At 72.5% G+C, this 20,332-nt stretch carries 23 protein-coding genes; 11 read left to right on the plus strand and 12 right to left on the minus strand.

The genetic code is table 11. The annotated features are described in order from the left end of the window. Window positions 1–36: 36 nt before the first annotated feature. The 4 genes from AAH991_RS18470 to AAH991_RS18485 form a co-directional block, all read right to left on the minus strand. Entirely contained in the window at window positions 37–1,014 is a 978-nt protein-coding gene (locus tag AAH991_RS18470; RefSeq protein ID WP_346227087.1) for an aldo/keto reductase, read from the minus strand. A 24-nt stretch (window positions 1,015–1,038) separates the two neighbouring features. Continuing rightward, window positions 1,039–1,719 (minus strand): dienelactone hydrolase family protein, encoded by a 681-nt coding sequence (locus tag AAH991_RS18475; RefSeq protein WP_346227088.1) that lies wholly within the window; start codon window positions 1,717–1,719, stop codon window positions 1,039–1,041. A gap of 148 nt (window positions 1,720–1,867) precedes the next feature. Beyond that, a complete protein-coding gene (locus AAH991_RS18480; protein WP_346227089.1) occupies window positions 1,868–2,377 on the minus strand; it encodes a DUF6157 family protein in 510 nt (169 codons plus the stop codon). A 50-nt stretch (window positions 2,378–2,427) separates the two neighbouring features. Further along, on the minus strand, window positions 2,428–4,584 hold the full coding sequence (locus tag AAH991_RS18485; protein WP_346227090.1) for an amylo-alpha-1,6-glucosidase: 2,157 nt from the start codon (window positions 4,582–4,584) through the stop codon (window positions 2,428–2,430). Between the two features lie 166 nt (window positions 4,585–4,750). Between AAH991_RS18485 and AAH991_RS18490 the strand changes: the two genes are divergently transcribed. After that, a complete protein-coding gene (locus AAH991_RS18490) occupies window positions 4,751–4,951 on the plus strand; it encodes a transposase (protein WP_346227091.1) in 201 nt (66 codons plus the stop codon). A gap of 65 nt (window positions 4,952–5,016) precedes the next feature. Here the strand turns inward: AAH991_RS18490 and AAH991_RS18495 are convergent, their stop codons facing one another. The 4 genes from AAH991_RS18495 to AAH991_RS18510 all read right to left on the minus strand — a co-directional run bounded on the left by AAH991_RS18495 (window position 5,017) and on the right by AAH991_RS18510 (window position 8,033). Then, a complete protein-coding gene (locus AAH991_RS18495) occupies window positions 5,017–5,745 on the minus strand; it encodes a hypothetical protein (RefSeq protein WP_346227092.1) in 729 nt (242 codons plus the stop codon). A gap of 360 nt (window positions 5,746–6,105) precedes the next feature. Beyond that, window positions 6,106–6,768, minus strand: coding sequence for a fasciclin domain-containing protein (locus AAH991_RS18500; protein WP_346227093.1), 663 nt, complete (start codon window positions 6,766–6,768; stop codon window positions 6,106–6,108). A 258-nt stretch (window positions 6,769–7,026) separates the two neighbouring features. After that, a complete protein-coding gene (locus AAH991_RS18505; protein WP_346227094.1) occupies window positions 7,027–7,617 on the minus strand; it encodes a hypothetical protein in 591 nt (196 codons plus the stop codon). A gap of 191 nt (window positions 7,618–7,808) precedes the next feature. After that, a complete protein-coding gene (locus AAH991_RS18510) occupies window positions 7,809–8,033 on the minus strand; it encodes a type II toxin-antitoxin system HicB family antitoxin (RefSeq protein WP_346227095.1) in 225 nt (74 codons plus the stop codon). Between the two features lie 176 nt (window positions 8,034–8,209). Between AAH991_RS18510 and AAH991_RS18515 the strand changes: the two genes are divergently transcribed. Beyond that, window positions 8,210–8,437 carry a hypervirulence associated TUDOR domain-containing protein gene (locus AAH991_RS18515; RefSeq protein WP_346227096.1) on the plus strand — a complete coding sequence of 76 codons (228 nt, stop codon included), beginning with the start codon at window positions 8,210–8,212 and terminating at the stop codon, window positions 8,435–8,437. Between the two features lie 155 nt (window positions 8,438–8,592). Here AAH991_RS18515 and AAH991_RS18520 read toward each other — a convergent pair whose 3' ends face one another. Further along, on the minus strand, window positions 8,593–8,772 hold the full coding sequence (locus AAH991_RS18520) for a DUF4236 domain-containing protein (protein ID WP_193207189.1): 180 nt from the start codon (window positions 8,770–8,772) through the stop codon (window positions 8,593–8,595). A 240-nt stretch (window positions 8,773–9,012) separates the two neighbouring features. Here AAH991_RS18520 and AAH991_RS18525 point away from each other — a divergent pair, with 240 nt between their 5' ends. Beyond that, on the plus strand, window positions 9,013–9,420 hold the full coding sequence (locus AAH991_RS18525; protein WP_346227097.1) for a four-helix bundle copper-binding protein: 408 nt from the start codon (window positions 9,013–9,015) through the stop codon (window positions 9,418–9,420). 179 nt (window positions 9,421–9,599) lie between these two features. After that, window positions 9,600–10,103: a MarR family winged helix-turn-helix transcriptional regulator gene (locus AAH991_RS18530; RefSeq protein WP_346227098.1), complete on the plus strand. Its 504-nt coding sequence runs from the start codon at window positions 9,600–9,602 to the stop codon at window positions 10,101–10,103. Window positions 10,104–10,188: 85 nt separating this feature from the next. Here AAH991_RS18530 and AAH991_RS18535 read toward each other — a convergent pair whose 3' ends face one another. Together AAH991_RS18535 and AAH991_RS18540 are read right to left on the minus strand one after the other, a co-directional pair. Continuing rightward, window positions 10,189–10,794, minus strand: a complete 606-nt coding sequence (locus AAH991_RS18535) for a hypothetical protein (protein ID WP_346227099.1) — start codon at window positions 10,792–10,794, stop codon at window positions 10,189–10,191. Window positions 10,795–10,951: 157 nt separating this feature from the next. Continuing rightward, entirely contained in the window at window positions 10,952–12,400 is a 1,449-nt protein-coding gene (locus AAH991_RS18540) for an amidohydrolase family protein (protein ID WP_346227100.1), read from the minus strand. Between the two features lie 419 nt (window positions 12,401–12,819). Here AAH991_RS18540 and AAH991_RS18545 point away from each other — a divergent pair, with 419 nt between their 5' ends. From AAH991_RS18545 to AAH991_RS18570, 6 genes are all read left to right on the plus strand, one after another. Further along, window positions 12,820–14,001: a CaiB/BaiF CoA transferase family protein gene (locus AAH991_RS18545; protein ID WP_346227101.1), complete on the plus strand. Its 1,182-nt coding sequence runs from the start codon at window positions 12,820–12,822 to the stop codon at window positions 13,999–14,001. Further along, window positions 13,994–14,815, plus strand: coding sequence for a citryl-CoA lyase (locus AAH991_RS18550; RefSeq protein ID WP_346227102.1), 822 nt, complete (start codon window positions 13,994–13,996; stop codon window positions 14,813–14,815). The genes AAH991_RS18545 and AAH991_RS18550 overlap by 8 nt, the downstream gene beginning before the upstream one ends. A gap of 17 nt (window positions 14,816–14,832) precedes the next feature. After that, window positions 14,833–15,696, plus strand: coding sequence for a DODA-type extradiol aromatic ring-opening family dioxygenase (locus AAH991_RS18555; RefSeq protein WP_142562453.1), 864 nt, complete (start codon window positions 14,833–14,835; stop codon window positions 15,694–15,696). Beyond that, window positions 15,693–16,052 (plus strand): hypothetical protein, encoded by a 360-nt coding sequence (locus AAH991_RS18560; protein WP_346227103.1) that lies wholly within the window; start codon window positions 15,693–15,695, stop codon window positions 16,050–16,052. The genes AAH991_RS18555 and AAH991_RS18560 overlap by 4 nt, the downstream gene beginning before the upstream one ends. A 130-nt stretch (window positions 16,053–16,182) precedes the next feature. Then, window positions 16,183–17,148 (plus strand): quinone oxidoreductase family protein, encoded by a 966-nt coding sequence (locus AAH991_RS18565; RefSeq protein WP_346227104.1) that lies wholly within the window; start codon window positions 16,183–16,185, stop codon window positions 17,146–17,148. A gap of 62 nt (window positions 17,149–17,210) precedes the next feature. Next, entirely contained in the window at window positions 17,211–17,855 is a 645-nt protein-coding gene (locus tag AAH991_RS18570) for a DNA alkylation repair protein (protein ID WP_346227200.1), read from the plus strand. Window positions 17,856–17,893: 38 nt separating this feature from the next. Here the strand turns inward: AAH991_RS18570 and AAH991_RS18575 are convergent, their stop codons facing one another. Continuing rightward, window positions 17,894–18,691 (minus strand): IclR family transcriptional regulator domain-containing protein, encoded by a 798-nt coding sequence (locus AAH991_RS18575; RefSeq protein ID WP_346227105.1) that lies wholly within the window; start codon window positions 18,689–18,691, stop codon window positions 17,894–17,896. A gap of 290 nt (window positions 18,692–18,981) precedes the next feature. On the opposite strand from AAH991_RS18575, the gene AAH991_RS18580 reads away from it, so the two are divergent. Next, window positions 18,982–20,211, plus strand: coding sequence for an extracellular catalytic domain type 1 short-chain-length polyhydroxyalkanoate depolymerase (locus AAH991_RS18580; protein ID WP_346227106.1), 1,230 nt, complete (start codon window positions 18,982–18,984; stop codon window positions 20,209–20,211). Window positions 20,212–20,332: the final 121 nt, after the last annotated feature.

Consider the following 20,332-nt stretch of genomic DNA (forward strand, 5'->3'; position numbering starts at 1 on the left):
CGGCTCATCGGCCGCGGGCACGCCGTGACGGCGGGGTCACCAGCGGTGGTGCACCTGCGGACGGATCAGGTCGTCGTAGATCCCGCGGACCGCGTCGTGCGTCTCGGCCGGCAGAGCGGGGAACCGCGCCGCCGCCGCGTTGGCCTCGGCCTGGTTCGGGTTGCGGGCGCCGGGGATCACGACGCTGACCCCGGGCTGGTCGATGATCCAGCGCAGCGCGAACTGCGCCATCGTCATGCCCTCGGGCACCAGGTCGCGCAGCCGGTCGACCGCCTGGAGGCCGACGCCGTACTCGACGCCGGAGAAGGTCTCGCCGACGTCGAACGCCTCGCCCTGACGGTTGAAGTTGCGGTGGTCGTCCTCGGCGAAGACCGTCTGCGGGCCGTACCTGCCCGACAGCAGGCCGCTGGCGAGCGGAACCCGGGCGATGATGCCCACACCGGCCTTCTCCGCGGCGGGCAGAACCTCGTCCAGCGGCTTCAGCCGGAAGGCGTTGAGGATGATCTGCACGGTGGCCACGCCGGGCCGCGCGATCGCGGTCAGCGCCTCGGACACCGTCTCCACGCTCACGCCGTACGCGGCGACGCGGCCCTCGGAGACCAGCGTGTCGAGCGCGTCGAAGACCTCGTCGGTGTCGAAGACGGCGCTCGGCGGGCAGTGGAGCTGCACCAGGTCGAGCGTGTCGACGCCCAGGTTGGCGCGGGATCGGTCGGTCCAGGCGCGGAAATTGTCGAGGGTGTAGACGTCGGGCGTCTGCTGCACCCTGCGGCCCATCTTCGTGGCCACGGTCAGGCCGGGGCGCTCCTTCAGCAGCTTTCCGATGATCTTCTCGCTGCGGCCGTCGCCGTACACGTCGGCCGTGTCGATGAAGGTGGTCCCGGCGTCGACCGCGGCGTCGAGCGTGGCCATGGCGTCCGCCTCGCTCACCTCGCCCCAGTCGGCCCCGAGCTGCCAGGCTCCCAGCCCGACGACGCCAACCTGCCTGCCCGTCCTGCCCAACACGCGCTGTTCCATGAGGTCAGATCGTAGCGGGGCAGCTCAGGCGGGGGGTGCTCCACCCGCCAGGTAGCGCAGGAACCAGTCGCGGGCGAGCCGCGCCACCGTCTCCAGGGCGCCCGGCTCCTCGAACAGATGCGTGGCCCGGGGCACGATCTCCAGCTCCACCGGCGCGGTGATCGCCCGCATCGCCGTCCTGTTGAGGTCGAGCACGACGGAGTCGCGCTCCCCCACGATCAGCAGCGTCGGCTGGCGCACCGAGCGGAGCGCGTCCCCCGCGAGGTCGGGCCTGCCGCCCCTGGACACCACCGCCCCGACGCCGCCGGGCCGCGCCGCCGCGGCGACGAGCGCGGCGGCGGCGCCCGTGCTCGCGCCGAACAGCCCGACGGGCAGGCCACCGGGCAGGCCACCGGCGGCCTCGCCCCCGGGCAGCCGGTCGGCCAGCCCGCCCACCCGTTCCGCGAGCAGGCCGATGTCGAAGCGCAGGTGACCGGTGACGGCGTCGGCGCGCTCCTCCTCCATCGTGAGCAGGTCGGCCAGGACGGTGGCCAGCCCGGCCCGCTGCAGCTCCCCCGCGACGTAGCGGTTGCGCGGGCTGTGCCGGCCGCTGCCACTGCCGTGGGCGAACAGCACCGCCCCCCTGGCCTCCCCGGGAACCACGACGTCCGCGTCGAGCACGACCCCGCCGACGGGGATCCGCACGCTGAGTCCGACTCCGCTCATGACGCCCGCCCTCCCCGGCCGCGCCCGGCTGAGCTCCGCTGAGCTCCATGGAACTCCGCCGGCCTCGGCCGGCCTCCGTGGAACAACCGGGCGTACCCCTGGCCGGTCCCGGCAAACCGCGCGATCCGCCCGAGGGGAGCGGGCGGCGTCAGGAGCGGCGCGAGCGCAACGCCTTGAGCACGCGCACGCCGCCGTCACCCGGGCCGCTGTCCCCCGGGCCGCTGTCCCCCGGGCCCGTCTCTCCCGGGCCACTGTCGCCCGGGCCGCCGGCCCGACCCTCCACCAGGCGCCGGTACTCCTCCGACTCCATCGGGCACAGCGCGATCCGGCCGTCCCGGTCGAACAGCAGCCCCCAGCCGTACTTCTTGGGCAGGGGCGAGGCCCGCAGGCAGGCCTGGGAGCGGGAGAAGAACTCCTTCCTGAGCTCCGCGCGCCGCTGTTGCGACAGGTCCCGCGGCGGCGGGTCCTGCCGGCGCAGCCAGGTCTCGAACAGCACGTCCTCCTGCGTCAGGCCGTACGGCGCGCCGGAGATCAGTTCGTACTGCAGGACGGCGACGGTCGGTCTGCCGCCCCTGGGCTTGGGCACCTCCGCGGCGTCCACCGGGCAGTCCTCGGCGACCGCGATGAGCGTCGAGTAGTAGTTGAGATCCTCGGCCATGGCTCCACTATGCCCCGCTCGACCGGCGGCCGGCCCGGGGACGGCCGGGGTCAGGAGCGCGCGCCGGATCTCGACGGCGGGCGCGGCTCCGGGATGAGGCGCACCCCCTCGGGCAGGCCGCACACCCGCACCGCGCCGCTGCCCTCCCGGGCCTCCAGGTCCACCCGCGTGCCCGCCAGCGGCATGCCGGAGATGCGCAGGTCCCCGAACCCCTCCGGCAGCACCGGCGCGATCCACACCTTGCCGCTCGGCACCCACGGGTCGATGCGCAGCAGGAGCCGTACGAGCTGGACCGGGGTGGCCGAGGCCCACGCCTGCGGCGAGCACGAGGTCGGGTACGGCACCGGCACGTCGAACTCCCCCCGGTCGAACCCGCAGAACAGCTCCGGCAGCCGGTCGCCGAAGGCGCGGGCGGCGTCGAGCAGCCCCATGGCGATGCGCTGGGCCTCCTCCACGAAGCCGTAGCGCATGAGCCCGGCCGCGGTGAGCGCGCTGTCGTGCGGCCAGACGGAGCCGTTGTGGTAGCTCATCGGGTTGTAGGCGCCCATGTCGGAGGCGAGGGTGCGGACGCCGAAGCCGGTGAACATCCGCGGTGACAACAGATGCGCGGCCACGGCCGCCGCCTTGTCGCGGTCGACGATGCCCGACCACAGGCAGTGCCCCATGTTGGAGGCGAGGGCGTCGATCGGGCGGCCCTCGTGGTCGAGCCCGACGGCGAAGTAACCGCGGTCGGGCAGCCAGAACCGCTCGTTGAACCGGGCGCGCAGCTCGGCGGCCCGGTCCCGGTAGCGCCGCTCGGTCTCGGTGTCGCCCGCCTCACGGGCGAAGTAGTGGCGGGCGACGTAGGCGGCGTAGACGTAGCCCTGCGCCTCCGCCAGGGCGACGGGCGGCCGGGCGATCACGCCGTCCGCGTAGTTGATGCCGTCGAAGGAGTCCTTCCAGCCCTGGTTGAGCAGGCCCTGGTCGGTCTTGCGCCGGTACCACAGGAACCCGTCCCGCATGCCGTACCGCTCGATCCACTCCAGCGCGGCGTCGGCGTGCGGGAGCAGCCGCTCGATCGACTCCCGGTGCAGGCCCCATCGGCGCAGCTCGCCGAGGAGGATCACGAACAGCGGGCTCGCGTCCACCGAGCCGTAGTAGGCGCGCCCGCCGGTCGTCGTGTCGTCCTGCCGGGCGCCGTACCTCAGCTCGTGCATGATCTTCCCCGGCTCCTCCTCGCTCAGCTGGTCGACCTTGGTGCCCTGCAGATCGGCCAGCCGGCACAGCGTGCCGTACGCCAGGTCGGGGTCGAGCGGCAGGGCCAGCCACGAGGTCAGCAAGGAGTCACGGCCGAACAGCGTCATGAACCAGGGCGCCCCGGCGGCGACGGTGGGCGGCAGCTCGGGATGCTCGGGGTCGAACAGCCGCAGCGCGCCGAGGTCGTCGAAGGCCTGGCGCAAAATCCCCGCCAGGGAGACGTTGGTCGTCGTCACCTCGGGCAGGCGCCTGCGCCACTCGAACAACCGGCCCGCCCGCTCCGCCAGCGCGGGCGACAGCCGCTTCCCCGAATACCACGGCTCGGTCTCGGCCCCCTCGATGATCGGGTTGACCTGGACGTCGGCCGTCCACTCGCCGCGCGGCGGCACCACCGCGCGGAAGACCAGCAGGCGCGGGTTGACCACCGGCAGGATCGGGGTGCCGTCGGCCTTGGCCGCCACCCGCACCCCCCGGCCCTTGCTGATCGAGAACATGCGCAGCGACCGCTCCTCCGCCGCGGTCGTCACGTCGGCCACCCAGTGCACCCGGTGGGTCTTCACCTCGAACAGGTCGCACACGTCGGAGCCGACGTGCAGGGTCACCATGCAGCCGGCCGGCTCGTGGGACATGTTGCGGATGGTGATCTCCTCCGACAGCCCGCCGCCGACGTACCGGTCGCGCACGACCAGCAGCGTGCTCTCCGCCTGCCCCGGGCGGGGCGCCGCCCGGCCGACGAAGGTCGCGTGGTACGGCTCGCCCGCGAGGACCTGGAGCTCCTCGACCGGGCCGTCGTCGACGCGCAGCTCCCACTGGGACAGCAGCCGGGTGTCGGCGTAGTAGATCCCCTGCGCCGACCCGGGCAGGATGTCGCCGTTGCGGGCCGATACGCAGAACGATCCCCCGGCCACGAGCGTCATGGCGCCCCCGCCGATGGCGCTGGGCTGTCCCTCGAACGTCCACCCGCTCGTCATGCCGATCACCCCGGCCCCGTCCCCGATCCCCGACGGTTGCCCTCATACCCGGAGACCCTGGCCGCTTTCGCCGCACTTTGAGTCTTATGTCCGTATTGGACGGCACGGTGGCTGGACCGGGGCGGCTTTACCGGCCCATGACCCGGCGTTGCCTACCCTTCCCCCCGTGCGCACGTGGGTGAGTCCGGAAGGGCACGAGGTGGACCTGGTCGTCATCGAGGGCCGCCGGCTGCTGCGCGTCCGTCACCTGGGCTATCACGTGGGCTACTGCGCCTCCGTCGAGGAGGTGGCGGCCCACCTCGATCTCGCGGATCTGGTGGAGGTCGTCGACCTGCGCCGCGCCGCCAGGGCCCGCGCACACGGTTGAGGGGTGAGCCGGTCCGGCTCACCCCTCCGTCGTGTCACCGCCCCGCCTCACGACGGCGCGGGCGCTCAGTCCCAGCCCGGCATGTTCCAGAAGTCGTCGGAGATGGGCGCCTTGGACTGGGCCTTGGCCTGGGCCTTGGGCTTGGCCTGGGGCTTGGCGGCCTTCGCCTTGCCCGGCTTCTGCATGCCCCAGCCCTGCATCTCGCGCACCCAGGCGCCGGCGTCCTCGTCGTCGGTCTTCCGGCTCGACGGCTTACGGGTGAAGTCGTTGCCGGACATCTTGGTGTACGTGGGCTGATTGGACGTGGGGTGCAGGAAGACGTCCTGAGGCGCCCCGCCGCCGTTGTTGCTCTTGCCGGTGGCGGGCATCGTGAACATGGAGCCGTTGGCCGGCTGCGTGCCGTTCGCCTGGTCGCCCGTCCGGGTGATCATCGGAATGTTCGGACCGGCCCCGGTCGGGCCGTCGCCGCGCTGGCCGCCGGCGCCCGCGCCGCCGTTCGCCTGCTCACCGGCCGCCGGCCGGTTGGCGGGACGGCCGTTCGCCGCCGGGCCGTTCGCCCGGTTCTCGGTCTGGTCGTCGGCCGGCATGAACGGGCCGACCTTCGCGCCCTTGTCCAGGATGTCCAGCGTCTTCGAGGCGACGAAGTCGGGCTCCTCCGGGTGGCTCATCGCCAGCGCGGCGATCTGCTTGCCGGGCGACAACGGCTCCTTGGCGGACAGCGGTGCCGGGTCGCCGGGCGCACCCGCGGGGCCCGAAAGAAGAGCGGCGGCGAGTACTGCAGTACATAGAGGCATGAGAATTTCCCCCGAAATCTGGTGGACGGTACAAGAACGAAGGTAAGCGCACGATGCCGGGCGATCACGGACCCGATGCTCAGTGTCCGGTCAAATAAGAGGATCAGCCGCTTCAGGACATAGACCGCAGGTCACGCACTGTCCGCCGGCTACGAAAACACGCCGATCCGGATCACAATAGCCGTCCACGATAAAACGTGAAATAAGACTGTATGTCCGTCGCGCGGCCGCCGGAATTCGCGGAATCCGCAGGCGAACCGCCTCCCCCCGGCGAGGCGGCAGAATCGGCCCCGTGAAATGGAACGGGGGTGAGCCGCGGTGCGGCTCACCCCCACAAGAGCGTCGCGGAGCGACGTACGGTCACCTCGGCATGAGGACCTTGTCGACCGTGTAGACGGTGGCGTTGCTCGTCGCGATGTTCCCGCAGGACACCGCGGCGTCGTTGACCTTGAGGTTGGAGTCGGACCCGGAGACCGTGAGCTTGCGGCCCTCGAGGGAGGTGAGCTGGCCGTGCATGTCCGCCGGCGTCTTGCGTCCCTTCACCACGTGATAGGCCAGCAGGCCCCTGAGCGACTTGCGGTTCGACATCATCTGGTCGAGCTGGCTCTTGGGGATCTTGCTGAACGCTTCGTTCGTGGGCGCGAACACCGTGATGTCCTGGGCGGAGTTGAGCGTCTCGGCCAGTCCGGCCTTCTTCACCACGCGCGCCAGCGTGGACAGCGACGGGACGTCGGCGAGCGCGGTGCCGACCGGCACCTTGGCCAGTTCGGCGGGGCTGCCCTTGCCCGAGGCCGGCAGCGAGGAGCAGCCCGCGCCGACGGGCGTCCCGGAGACCGCCGGCGACGCCGACGGGCTCGGGCTGACGCTCTCACTCGCCTCCGGGCTGGGGGTCTCGGTGGTCATGTCCGTGGCGGTCTCGTTGGCCGCGACCGGAGCCGCGGTGTTGTCGCCCTGACTTCCGCAGGCCGCGGACATCGAGAGCGCCGCGGTCAGGGCGGCAAGGGCGAGCAGACGGGTATTCATGATCGTGCTTCCTTAGTCGTGGAAAGGTCGTTGCTGGGTGGCGGGTCGGGTGCGTGACGAGACACGGAGCGAACGCACCGATCGGTCCCGGGACCGGACGCGGTGCGCGGCGTGCCACCCGCACGACCGCCCGCGCCTACCGACCCCCGCGGACGGCGACACCGGAAGAGCCCGCCACACCGGCGCAGCGCCGGTGTGGCGGGCCGATCAGACGGGCCGCTCACACGGGCCTCTTCCGTCAGGCCGTCCGGGGCGGGCTCACCAGCCGCGCGGCGAATGGTGCCGGCCGGGGCGGTTGGCCGTCTTCTGGCGCGGCGCCTTCTGCTGCGCCGTCTTCTGCTGTCCCCTCGACTGCGGGTAGGCCCTGGTCGTCTGGACCCCCTGCACGGGGCGGAAGGTGAACGGCTTCGGCGCCTCGCCGGAAGCGAGGACGGGCTGGATGAAGACGTCGCGCGTCTTGGGATCGATCACCGGAACGAACTTGGTCGCGTTCTCCCCTCCGGCCGCCCTGTCGCCCGACGTCTGGGCGGGACTTCCGGCGTCCGTGCCGGAGGCTCCGGTCGCGCTCGAAGCGGCCGGCGATTCGGGAGCGCTGCCCTTGTCGTTCCGCCCGCCGTCCGTCCCGCTGGGAGCCATCCATGGCGGCGCCTGGGGGATGGGGAACGGAAACTCCCCGGCCTGGGGCGCCATGCCGGGCAGCGACGTGGGTTGCGGCCGGCCCGTGGACGGCGTCGTGGCGTTGTTCTTGTCCGTGGTGGCCCTCGTTCCGGGCGGGGCCGGGTCCGGCGGCACGGCGGCCGGCCCCGACAGCAGGGCGGCGGCCAGCACAGCGGCTGTGCAGAGAGGCATGAGACTCCCCCGAGGTCATGGATGGTACGAGCACGACGGTAAGCGCCGCACCGGGGAGTGATCACGCATCCGACGACCAATGTCCGGTCAAGCATGATGATCGGGAGCTTCACCCGCAAAGATCCCATCGCACCCGCAAGCGCACGCCGCGCCGGGCCTGAAGCGCGGGGGTCCCGAGGAGCGCGGCAGGCTCAGTCCGGCAGCCTGACCTCGATCGGCACCACGATCGGCGGGCGCGGGGACGGGTGGGGCACCGGCCGATGCTCGAAGTGATGTTCCAGGGCGCGGCGGAGCCGATCCAGCGCCTCGTCGACCGTGTGCCCTTCGCACGCCACCTCGACCTGGACGCACCGCGCGCAGTACAGGCCACCGTCCCCGGGAGTGACGGTCGCGGTCAGCCGCACGGTCCGCCCCATGCTCCCACCGTGCACGGGAGTGCGCCGGGGCAATCCCGTCGCGAAGGCAACAAATCGGAGATCTCCCGCACCGGCTGCCGCTCGCGGGGCGGTTCACAGGGGAGCTTTGCCGAAATAAGAGCCGTTCGGGCGCGACGCCGGGAGGACGGCCCGTCTCCCCGGGTAGGGCCGGGCGTATGAGTGAGAAAGACAAGAAGGAGGAGCCGTCGGTGGGCGACGAGGTCTCCTGGAAGAGCCACGGCGGCACCGCGACCGGCAAGGTCGAAAAGAAGATCACCGAGCGCACCGAGGAGGCGGGGCGCACCGTGGCCGCCTCGCCCGAGGACCCGCAGTTCCTCGTACGCAGCGAGAAGAGCGGCGGGGCCGCGGTGCACAAGCCGTCGGCCCTGCATCCCAAGGAGTGACGTGCCGCCCGCCGAGCGCCGGATGGCGGCCCCGTCCTGCCGGGCGGTCGCCGGCGCCGCATCGGGCATCCGGAGCCGCGGCCGAAGAGGCGCCCGAGAAGCCCGGGCCCACGGCGCGCGCCGGGGGTCGCGCCCGAGGCGCCGGCCGCCCAGGGCTAGTTGAGCGTCTTCCTCCAGTGGAAGCCGCCGGGCAGGTTCACGGTGAGGGTACGGCGCCCGTCCGCCGTCTTCGTGACGCGGAAGGCGCGTCCGCCGAAGCTGTGCCCGACGCCGCCGCGGGAGAGGTTGAGCCTGAACGGTCCCATCTTGATCGATTTTCGATAGCTCCAGCCCATGGTGTCCCTCCATGATTTCCAGTGCTCCCACGACTACCCCGCGAGACGATCAGCACACGGGATCTTCTCCGTTTACGTCCCTGCCGACGGGTATGGCCCAGAGCTGGACGAGCTTTTCGGCCGTCACGACCCCCGATCGGACAGCCGGCCGGGCGCCGGGGCTCGACGGGCCCGGCCGTACCGGCCGGGGTTCCCGCCGCCTCGCGGAACCGCCCGTCCGAGACCGGAAGGAGCGATGCCATGGGACACGCCGGAGTGATGCTGGAGACCTACCCCGCCGACCTCGGCGGCGTGGACAGGCAGGTGCTGGCGAAGTGCATCGAGGCCTGCTTCGACTGCGCGCAGACCTGCACGGCCTGCGCTGACGCCTGCCTGAGCGAGCACGCGGTGGCGGAACTGGTCCGCTGCATCCGCACCAACCTCGACTGCGCCGACATCTGCGCGACGACGGGGCGGGTGCTGTCGCGGCACACCGGTTACGACGCGAACCTGACCCGCGCGCAGTTGGAGGCGTGCGCGCAGGCGTGCCGCAGCTGCGGCGACGAGTGCGGTCAGCACGCACACGTGCACGAGCACTGCCGGGTGTGCGCCGAGGCGTGCCGCCGCTGCGCCCAGGCCTGCAACGAGCTGCTGGCCTCGCTCGGCTGACCCACGGCTGCGCACGCGTCGCACCGCGCCGGGCACGCCTGCGGCATCCACCGCGGCCGGCAGGCCGTTTGTTCGCATCGCGGCCGCCAGGCCCGCGGCATCGCACCGCGGCCGCGAGGCCGCTTGTTTGCAGGGTGCAATGACGTGACGGTGCGAGCGAGCGTGTAAAAACGGTGCCTATGGCAAAGGAAGCGGACGAGGAGCCCACCGGTGACGACCTGGAGGCCGTCACCGTCGCCGTGCTCACCGCCTCGCGCGTGCTCGTCGCGGTCTCCGCGCGGTCCCTCGCCGCCGCGGAGGACCGCGTCACCCTGCCGCAGTTCCGTATGTTGCTGGTGGTCGGGCAGGGGGAGACCAAGCTGGTGACGCTGGCCGAGAAGCTCGGCGTGAACCCGTCGACCGCCATGCGCATGGCCGACCGGCTCGCCGTCGCCGGCCTGCTGGAGCGTGAGGTCAATCCGCACAACCGGCGGGAGACCCTGCTGCGGCTGACCGACAACGGACGGCGCATCGTGGACGAGGTCACCGCCCGGCGCAAGGAGGAGATCGCCGCGATCCTCACGCGGCTGCCGGCGTCCCGGCGGCAGGCCCTCATCGTCGCCATGCGGGAGTTCAACGAGGCGGCGGGCGAACCGCCCGCCCGCATCGCCTTCCCGCTGGGCTGGCCCGGCCCGGCCTCCTGACCACACCGCGCGGCCGCCCGGTCCCCGGCACGCTCACGGGGCCGCCTGCGGGAGCGACCCCGTCACGAGGCAGGCCGGCAGGGGGTCAGCAGCCGGAGTCGGAGCAGGCACCGGGGATGAGCCCGGGGGCTCCGTCGGCGCCCGCGGGCACGTCGCCCTGGTCCTGGCTCGAACCGCCCTTCGAGGCGCCGCCCGTCTTGGACGAACCGGTCCCGGCCCGGTCCGTGCCGGAGCCCTGCCGTCCGGAGGAGGAGCCGCCGCCCGAGGACCCGGCCGCGGTGTCCGCGCCGCCTCCGGCGGGCGCCTGGCCGCCACCCGCACCGTCTCCGCCGGACCCGGCCGCGCCCTGGCCTCCCGAGCTCTGGTCCCCAGAGCCCTGATCCGCCGAGCCCTGCGAGTCCTGTCCGCCCTCCGCCCCGGCCTGGTCGCCGGCGCCGTCCCCGGCGGAGCCGCCGTCCTGGGCGGGGGCCGACTGTTGCACGCCGCCCGCGGCGGGCGGGTCCGCCGGGCCCGAGCCGTCGCGCAGCGCGTAGCCCGCTCCCCCGGCGGCCAGTACGGCGACCAGCGCCGCGGCGGCGATGACGAGAGGCTTCCTGTTCTTGGTCGTGGCCGGCGGCTCATCCCGGCTGGAGAGGATCTCCTGCCGGAAATGATCGTCCTGGCTCGTCTGCGACGGGACGCGCCCTTGCATGTGAGACAACTCCCAGCGGTCGTTACGGGGGAAAGCTCCACGGCTTCCGCGGGTGGCTGCCCACACTAACCCCACCGGTGAGCTAATCTCACAAATAACCGCAAACAATCATGAATCTCCCAGGGTTTCCCCCGGTCCGATCGCGCTGCGTACCAGGTCAGCGGCTGTGCGTCGCCGCACTCTGGTAGTCGGTGTACGTGTAGGGGTTGTCGAGGATCTTCGTCTCGGGGATGTCCGGGTTCATCCCCTTCTCCCATGCCTCCTCGCCCAGCGTCGAGCGCAGGTACTCGACGGTCCGCTCCACCTCGCGCCGGGCCCCGGCGAGGTCCACGCCGACCAGGCGGTGCTCGTGCTTGACCACCCGGCCGTTCACGAGGACCGTGTGCACGTCGCCGCGCTGCGCCTGGAACGCGACGTGCCCGTACGGGTTGAGCAGCGGGAACGACACGGGCGACGCGTCGTTCTTGATGAGCACGATGTCGGCCTTCCGGCCCGCCTCGATGCGGCCGAGGTCGTCGGCGCGGCCGATCGCGCGGGCCCCGCCGCGCGTCGCCCAGTCCACCACCTGATCGGCGCGCAGGCTGCAGTGGGTGACCGTCTCCCCCTTGGCGTGCGCCTCCATGTGCTCCCGGGAGCGGTCGGCGCCGAGCGTGGTGCGCATCGCCGAGAACAGGTCGCCGCTCCACCAGACGCTGGTGTCCATCGAGAGCGAGACCGGGATGTCGTGCGCGCGGATGGCCCAGGTGGGCGGGTAGCCCTGGCCCGCGCTCTGCTCGCTCTCGGTGGAGACCGAGATCGAACCGCCGGTGGCGGCGATGCGGTGATAGGAGTCCGCCGACAGCGAGGCGGCGTGGACGTAGACCGTCCCGGGCGTCATGAAGCCGTGCTCGTACATGAGCCGGATGCCGTCGTCGCTGGTCGCGCCCCACACGCCCGCGTGCGTCGTGACGGGGACGCCGAGGTCGCGGGCCACCTCGAAGGCCGGCTTCTCGGGGAAGGCCGGGTCGCCGGTGACGTCGAAGGCGATCTGGAAGCCCAGCAGGTCGTCGCCCGTGATGCGGCGGTTCACGAAGTCGCGGAACTCCGGCGCGCCGGTCCACTCGGCCGGCGGCGCCTGGATGTTGCCGTAGGCCAGCACGAACCGGCCGGGCACCGCCCGCAGGGCGTCGACGGCCGCGTCTGCGTGGTCGACGGTCCGCAGCCCGTGCGACCAGTCCACGACCGTCGTGACGCCGGCGTCGATCGCCTCGATCGCGGCCAGCAGGTTGCCGGCGTGCACGTCCTCCGGCCGCCACAGCTTGCCGTACTCCAGGTAGTACCAGACGAAGTACTGCGTCAGCGTCCAGTCGGCGCCGTAGCCGCGCATGGCCGTCTGCCACATGTGCCGGTGCGTGTCGATCATGCCGGGCATGACGATGCCGCCGGTGGCGTCGACGACCACGGCGCCGTCCGGTGCGGGCAGGTCCGGCCCCACCTCCGCGATCCGGTCCCCCACGACGAGGACGTCGGTGCCCGGCAGCACACTGTGCCCGTCGTCCATCGGCAGCACCGTCCCGCCGCGCAGCAGCACGGGCCGGTCCGGCCCGAAATCGGTCGGCTCGTTCATCGTCGAACTCCTCACCCTCACATTGGTCGAGTCCGCCTCGCCTCGCACAGCGCGGGTCCGCTCACGGCCCGCCCCGGTGCCCGGCTCGGCTTCCTCTCCCTCACATTGGTCGAGTCCGCCTCGCCTCGCACAGCGCGGGTCCGCTCACGGCCCGCCCCGGTGCCCGGCTCGGCTTCCTCTCCCTCACAATGGCCGAGCACGCCCGCATCCGCCGAACAGTTGTCCGCCATACGGTCAGTGCTGCATCCGCTGTTACTTTCCCGAGCACCGTCCCCGCTGTCAACCATGCGTTTTGCACCTCATCCTGCGATGAAGCAGCCGCCACCCCGTTTGACCAGACAGACGCCTGTGCCAGAATCGGCGTCACGGACCGTTGTCCGTTCAGCGGACACGACAGTCACAGCAAGGAGGGGAGCCGGATGACAGACGACACCGCGCCCGAGCGGGGAGGCGGGCCGCTGTCCGGCGTGCTGGTGGCCGACTTCTCCCGGGTCCTGGCCGGGCCGTACGCCACCATGCTGCTGGCCGACCTGGGCGCCGAGGTCGTCAAGGTCGAAGGACCCAAGGGAGACGACACCCGCACCTGGATGCCGCCCGTACGCGGCGACGTGTCGACCTACTACCTGGGGGTCAACCGGGGCAAGCGCTCGATCGCGCTCGACCTGCGTGACGAGGAGGACGCCCGGGTGGCCCGGGAGCTGGCCCGGCGCGCCGACGTGCTGGTGGAGAACTTCAAGCCCGGCGGGCTCGCCAAGTACGGCCTCGACTACGCCTCGGTCAGCGCGGCCAACCCCGGCGTCGTGTACGCCTCGATCAGCGGGTTCGGCTCAGGCGCGGGCCGCGACGTGCCCGGCTACGACCTCATGGTGCAGGCCATGTCGGGGCTGATGAGCCTCACCGGCGACCCGGACGGGCCGGCGTACCGCGCCGGGATCTCGGTCTTCGACGTGATGGCGGGCAACCACGCCGCCATCGGCGTCCTCGCCGCCCTGCGCCACCGCGACGCGACCGGGCGGGGCCAGCACGTCGAGGTCAACCTGCTGTCCTCGGCGCTGACCGGCCTGGTCAACCACAGCTCCGCGTACGTCGCCGGCGGTGTCGTCCCCTACCGCATGGGCAACGCCCACCCGAGCGTGTTCCCCTACGAGCCGCTGCCCACCGCCGACAACGACCTCATCGTGGCGGCCGGCAACGACGGCCAGTTCCGCAAGCTGTGCGAGGTGCTCGGCATCCCGGAGATCGCCGACGACCCGCGCTTCGCGCGCAACGCCGGCCGGACCGCGCGCCGCGAGGAGCTGCGGCCCATCCTGGTCGAGAGGCTCGCCACGCGCGGCGCGCTGGAGTGGTTCGAGCTGCTGGTCGCGGCGGGGGTGCCGTGCGGTCCGATCAACACCATCGACGGCGGGTTCGCCATGGCCGAGCGCTTCGGGCTCGACCCGGTCGTGGAGGTGGGCGAGGGCGACCGTGCGGTGCCGACCACCCGCCACCCGATCCGGTTCTCCGCGACCCCCGCCGCCTACCGGCTGCCGCCGCCCGAGCTGGACGAGCACGGTGACGAGCTGCGCAAGTGGCTGACGCAGGAGGAGGACCACGATGTCTGACCGGCCCGAGACGACCGAGCGGCCGTCGTACCCCACCGCGTTGGGGGCGTCCTCGCTGAAGTCGATCACGCTCCTCGGCCGCGACCTGGCCGAGGACGTGATGGGCAAGGTCGGGTTCGGCGAGCTCGCGTTCTGGCTCGCCGCCCAGCGCAGGCCCACGCCGGGCGAGACCCGCGTGTTCGAGGCCGTGCTCGCCGCGCTGGCCGACCACGGGTTCACCCCGACCGCGATCGTCACCCGGCTGACGTACCTGTCCGCGCCCGACTCGATCCAGGGCGCGCTCGCGGCCGGGCTGCTCGGCGGCGGGTCGCGCTTCCTCGGCGTCACCGAGGACTGCGGCCGGTTCCTGCACGAGGTGCTGGCGGCGCACGACGGCCCGCTGCCCACCGGCGACGACGGCTGGGACGCCCTCGCCCTGGAGACCGTGCGGGCCAGGCGGCAGGCGAGGCGGTTCATCCCCGGCCTCGGCCACCACGTGCACAAGGAGGGCGACCCGCGCACGCCCCGGCTGATGGAGATCGCCGCCGAGGAGAACCTCTTCGGGCCGCATCTGTCGCTGTTCGCCGCGATCGGCCGCGTGCATCCGCAGGTGCTGGGCAAGACGCTCCCGCTCAACGGCGCCGGCGTCTGCGGCGCCGCGCTGGCCGACCTCGGCCTGCCGCTCGAACTGCTGCGCGGCTTCGCCCTGCTCGCCCGTACGGCCGGCCTGATCGGGCAGCTCGCCGAGGAGCTGCGCCGCCCGGTGGCGAACGAGATCTTCCTGTCGGTGGACCTCAACAACCGGTCCGTCGACCCCGAGCCCTACACCCCCTGACGCCACTGGAGGTTCGCATGGCTGAACTGGTCGCGGTGATCGCGTCCACCCATCACCCGTTCTACTACCGCGCCAGCACGGCCACCGGCGAGGACCGCCCGCCCTTCGCCGACGAGTGGGTGCGCAAGGTCGAGGCGTTCCGGGAGACGCTGACGAAGGCGCGGCCCGACGTGCTGGTCATGGTCGGCTCCGACCACTTCCACCAGCTCTGGCTCGACAACATGCCGCAGTTCCTCGTCGGCAAGGCGCCGTTCTACGACGCGAACTGGTACAACGAGGAACGCGAGTTCGGCCTGCCCCGGATGTTCTTCACGGGCCAGGAGGACCTGTCGGCGTACATCCTGCGGGAGGGCCTGGACGCGGGCTTCGACCTGGCCTTCTCGAACGAGCTGCGGATCGACCATTCGATCACCTGCCCGATCATCACGCTGCGGCCGCAGAACGACCTGCCGATCGTGCCGATCTACACCAACATCTTCGCCCCGCCGCTGCCGCGGCCGAAGCGGTTCGTGCAGCTCGGCCGTACGATCCGGGAGCTGGTGGAGTCGTGGCCGGCCGACAAGCGGGTGGCGGTGATCGGCACCGGGCACCTGTCGCTGGAGCTCGGCGGGCCGCGCCAGTTCGGCCCGCACGGGCCCGACCCCGAGTTCGACCGCAAGGCGGTCGAGTGGATCTCCTCGGGCGACATCGAGGGGTGCCTGTCGGAGGTCACCCTCGACAGCCTCCACCTGCCCGGCAACGCCACGCACGGCTTCATGGACTTCATGCTGATGATGGGCGTGGCCGGCGAGGGCGCCAAGGCCGACTACGTCGACACCTACGACCTGTTCCACACCATGGAGGCCTACTTCACCTGGTACCCCAACGGAGGCGTGGCGTGAGCAAGTACCTGCTGAACAAGTTCCTGTTCACCGTCGACCGCGATCCGGACCTGGTCGAGCGCTACCGCGAGGACCCCCGGGGCACGGTGGAGTGGTGGGAGGCCGAGTACGCCAACCGCCTGCTGAGCTGCCACGGCGGGGAGGCGTCCACCTGGCTGCGCTTCGAGGACGCCGAGCGCGAGGCCCTGGCCGGCCACGACTACCCGAAGCTGTTCGAGCTGGGCGCGCACCCGTTCCTCACGCTCACGCTGTTCATCGCGATGTTCGAGCGCGACCACGAGCCGATGGGCTTCCAGACCGAGTACGCCCGGCGGCTGGCCCACATGACCCTGCCGTACCCGGACATCGCGACCTGATCGGACCTGCCCGCCGTCGAGAGCGGGCCGGGGCGGCGAGGCGCCGGGCACGCCGTGCGGGGCGTGCCCGGCGGCTCTCGCCGATGACCATGAGCTTCAGCGGAACGTCGCTTCAGCCGGAAGGTGGAACATGCGAGCGGCACAGATCGTGGAACCCGGCAGGCCGCCGCTGGTGGCCGACCTGCCCGTGCCCGCCGCCGGGCCCGGCGAGACGCTGGTCGAGGTCGGCGCGGCACCGATCACGCCGCTCGACCTGCTCTGCGCGAGCGGCACGTCCTACTTCGGCCGGCCGCGCACGCCGTACGTGCCGGGGGTGCAGGGGGCCGGAACCGCGGACGGGCGGCCGGTGTGGTTCGCGACCTCGGCCGGGATGGCGCCCGGCGACGGCAGCATGGCGCAGGTGGCGGCCGTGCCCGCCCGCGACCTCGTCGAACTGCCCGCAGGGGCCGATCCGGTCGCGGTCGCCGCGCTCGGGCTCTCGGCCGTCGCCGCGCACATGGCGCTCACCTGGCGCGGCGAGCTCGCCCCCGGCGAGCAGGTCGTGGTGCTCGGCGCGGGCGGCGTGGTCGGGCAGGCCGCCGTACGGATCGCGCGCATCGCCGGCGCCCGCGGGATCGTGGCGGGCGCCCGCTCCCCCGCCGCCGCGGAACGCGCCCGGCAGGCGGGTGCGGACGCCGTGGTGGCGCTCGACACCGGTGACGTCGCCACGCTGGCGGCCCGCTTCGCCGAGGCGTGCGACGGGCCCGCCGACCTCGTGCTCGACCCGCTCTTCGGCGCGCCCGCGGCCGCCGCGGCCCGCGCCCTGCGCCCCGGCGGCCGGTGGGTCAACCTCGGCTCCTCGGCGGACGAGACCTGCCCGATCGACTCCTCCACGCTGCGCGGCAGGTCGCTGCGGCTGCTGGGATACACCAACAACGAGCTGACCCCGGAGCAGCGGGCCGCCTCCATCGTGTTCGTGGCCGAGCAGGCCGTGGCCGGGCGGCTGTCCGTCGCCCACGAGCGCGTCCCGCTGGAGGAGGCCGCGGCCGCCTGGGAGCGCCAGGCCGCCGGCGCCGCCTCCGGCAGAATCGTCCTCATCCCCGGGGCGGCTCGCTGAGGGCCGATCCCGCACGCGACGGACAGGAGGCCGAAGTGACCGAGACGGCGGTGGCCGAGGTGATGACCGAGCTGGCCGGGCTCGAGGACCCGAAGGCCCGCGAGGTGAACGAGAGACACGGCGACGATCACGGTGTGAACCTCGGCAAGCTGCGTGCGCTCGCGAAACGGCTGAAGACGCAGCACGAACTCGCGCGCCGGCTCTGGGAGACCGGCGACAGCGCGGCGCGGCTGCTGGCGATCCTGATCTGCCGGCCGAAGGCGTTCGGGCGTGACGAGCTGGACGCCATGCTGCGCGAGGCGCGTACTCCAAAGGTGCATGACTGGCTCGTGAACTACGTGGTGAAGAAGAGCCCGCATGCCGAACAGCTGCGCCTGGCCTGGTCCGCCGATCCGGATCCGGTGGTCGCGAGTGCGGGCTGGGCGCTGACCACGGAACGCGTGGCGAACAAGCCCGAGGGCCTCGACCTCGCGGGGCTGCTCGACGTCATCGAGGCGGAGATGAAGAACGCGCCGGATCGCCTGCAATGGGCGATGAACCACTGCCTGGCCCAGATCGGGATCGAGCACGCGGGGCACCGCGCCCGTGCGATCGGCATCGGTGAGCGCCTGGAGGTGCTCAAGGACTACCCGACGTCGCCGGGCTGCACATCTCCGTTCGCGCCCGTCTGGATCGCCGAGATGGTGCGCCGGCAGCACGACGCGTAGGAAGGTTCGCACTCGCGCCCGTGCCGGGGCTCCCTCGGCTAGGCCGTGATCTGCGGGACCGACTCGTAGAGCGCCCAGTCGGCGCTGATCGCCCCGGCCGTCGTGAGCAGCAGGGGCAGGTGCTCCCCGGTGAGCTTGTCCAGCGAGGTCTCGGCGGCGTGGCTGTTGACGTTGACCGCCGCGATGACCTTCCCCGAGCCGTCGCGCAGCGGCGCGGCCACCGAACGGATCCCGAGGGCGAGCTGCTCGTCGGTCAGCGCCCAGCCCTTCGCCCGCACCTCGCGCAGCATCGCGTCGCGCTCCTGCCGGCCGGGCCGCCACCGCGGCTCGATGCCCGACCGGCTCGGCTCGGCCAGCACCCGCTCCAGCTCGTCCGGCGGCAGCGCGGCGAGCAGCACCTTGCCGAGGGACGTCTGCAGCGCCGGGAACCGCGTCCCGATCTGCACCGAGAGGGCGACGATCTTCGGTACGGCCACCCGGGCGACGTACACGATGTCGGACCCGTCGAGCTGGGCGATCGACGACGACTCGTTGGTCTGGGCGACCAGCCGTTCCAGATGCGGCCGGGCGACCTCCCACAGTCCCGTCGAGCGGACGTAGGAGACGCCGAGCTCGAGCACCCGCGGGGTGAGGGCGAAGCCGCCCTGCTCCGGCCGGGCGTACCCCAGCTCCTGCAGCGTGAGCAGGATGCGCCGCGCGGTCGGCCGGGCCAGGCCGGTCGCGGCCGCCACCTCGGTCAGGGACATGACCGGACGCCCCGGCCGGAACGCCCTGATGACATCGAGGCCGCGCGCCAGCGCCTCGATGAAGTCAGGTCCGGTGTCGCCTCGTGCCATGAACGCCTCTTCCGCTCGAACTCGCCGAGTCAACTTTAGACCCTGCCCGCCCGTCGCTGTCCGCCTGACGGCGCGAGCAACAGTCCGGGATGCCCTGGATCAGTCCGCCGCGACGTGACGGTCGCCAGCGGAGGCCTCTGACATGACCGCTCAGCGGACCTGTGTCCGCGTGGACGGCGGACGCCATGACAGTGCGGCGAAAAGTGTGTCCGGCGACCATGTCCGGACGGTTACCGGCGATCTATCGTGCCCGGAAAGGCTCGGTGAGCCCGGTCTTCCGAGGAGCCGCCATGGTCACCCCCCTCCCCGTCCGGCCGCCGCAAGCGGTCGCCGTCGTCGCCGTCCTCCTTCTCGTCCTGGCCGGCCTGCTCGGCCCGGGCGCCCCGCCCGCACGGGCCGCGTCGCCGGCCCAGGTCACGTCGTTCGGCGGCAATCCCGGCAACCTCGCGATGTACGCCTACCGCCCGGACGGCCTGCCCGTCGGCCGGCCGCTCGTCGTGCTCCTGCACGGCTGCACCCAGAACGCGAGCGGCTACTTCGCCGACTCGGGCTGGCGTGAGTACGCCGACCGGTGGGGCTTCGCCCTCGTGCTGCCGCAGACGAGCAGCGCCAACAACGCGTCGGGCTGCTTCAACTGGTTCCAGACCGGAGACACCACCAGGGGGCAGGGCGAGGCCGCGTCCATCCGCGCCATGGTGGCGTACGCGGTCGCCGCCTACGGGACCGACCCCGCACGGGTCTACGTGTCCGGACTGTCGGCCGGCGGGGCGATGTCGGCCGTCATGCTGGCGACCTATCCGGACGTCTTCGCCGCCGGATCGATCGCGGCCGGTCTCGCCTACCGCTGCGCGAGCAGCCTGACCGAGGCGTCCGGCTGCCAGTACGGCCCGGCGAGCAGGACCCCGCAGCAGTGGGGTGACCTGGTCCGGAACGCCTATCCCGGCTACGCGGGGCCGTATCCCCGGGTGGCCGTCTGGCAGGGCCAGTCGGACTACACGGTCGTCCCCGCCAACGGGAGGCAGTTGCGCGACCAGTGGACGAACGTGCGGGGCGTCTCCCCGGCCCCCACCGCCACACGGTCGCTCACCGGCGGCACCACGCTCACCGTGTACGGCGACGACGACGTCCGCCTCTACGAGATCGCCGGCATGGGGCACGGCCTCCCGGTCGATCCCGGCGGCGCCCCCGACCAGTGCGGCGCCACCGCGGCGTACTTCCTCGACACGATCTGCTCGGCCTACCACGACGCCCGGTTCTTCGGTCTGGACGGCGGCGCCCAGCCCAGCCCCACCTTCACGCCCAGCCCCAGTCCCAGTCCCTCGCCCGGCGGCACGCCGCCGGGGACGTGCGTACGGGCGAGCAACTACGGCCACACCACGGCGGGACGGGCGTACCAGTCCGGCGGGTACACCTACGCGAAGGGGTCGAACGACGCGATGGGGCTGTGGAACACGTTCACCGTCCACGCGCTCCGGCAGACCGGCCCGGACCACTGGATTCTCGCCGACGGCCAGTGCTGACCCGCCGCCTTCCCAGGTGACCCGCGGCGGCCCGGCCGGCGGAAGGCCGTGGGAGGCATGACCGGCATCCGGCCGGGCACGTCTCCCGGGGCACACCACGGGCGGGGGCGTCGCATGCGGT

It is taken from the genome of Microbispora sp. ZYX-F-249 (assembly GCF_039649665.1).
Classification (GTDB): domain Bacteria; phylum Actinomycetota; class Actinomycetes; order Streptosporangiales; family Streptosporangiaceae; genus Microbispora; species Microbispora maris.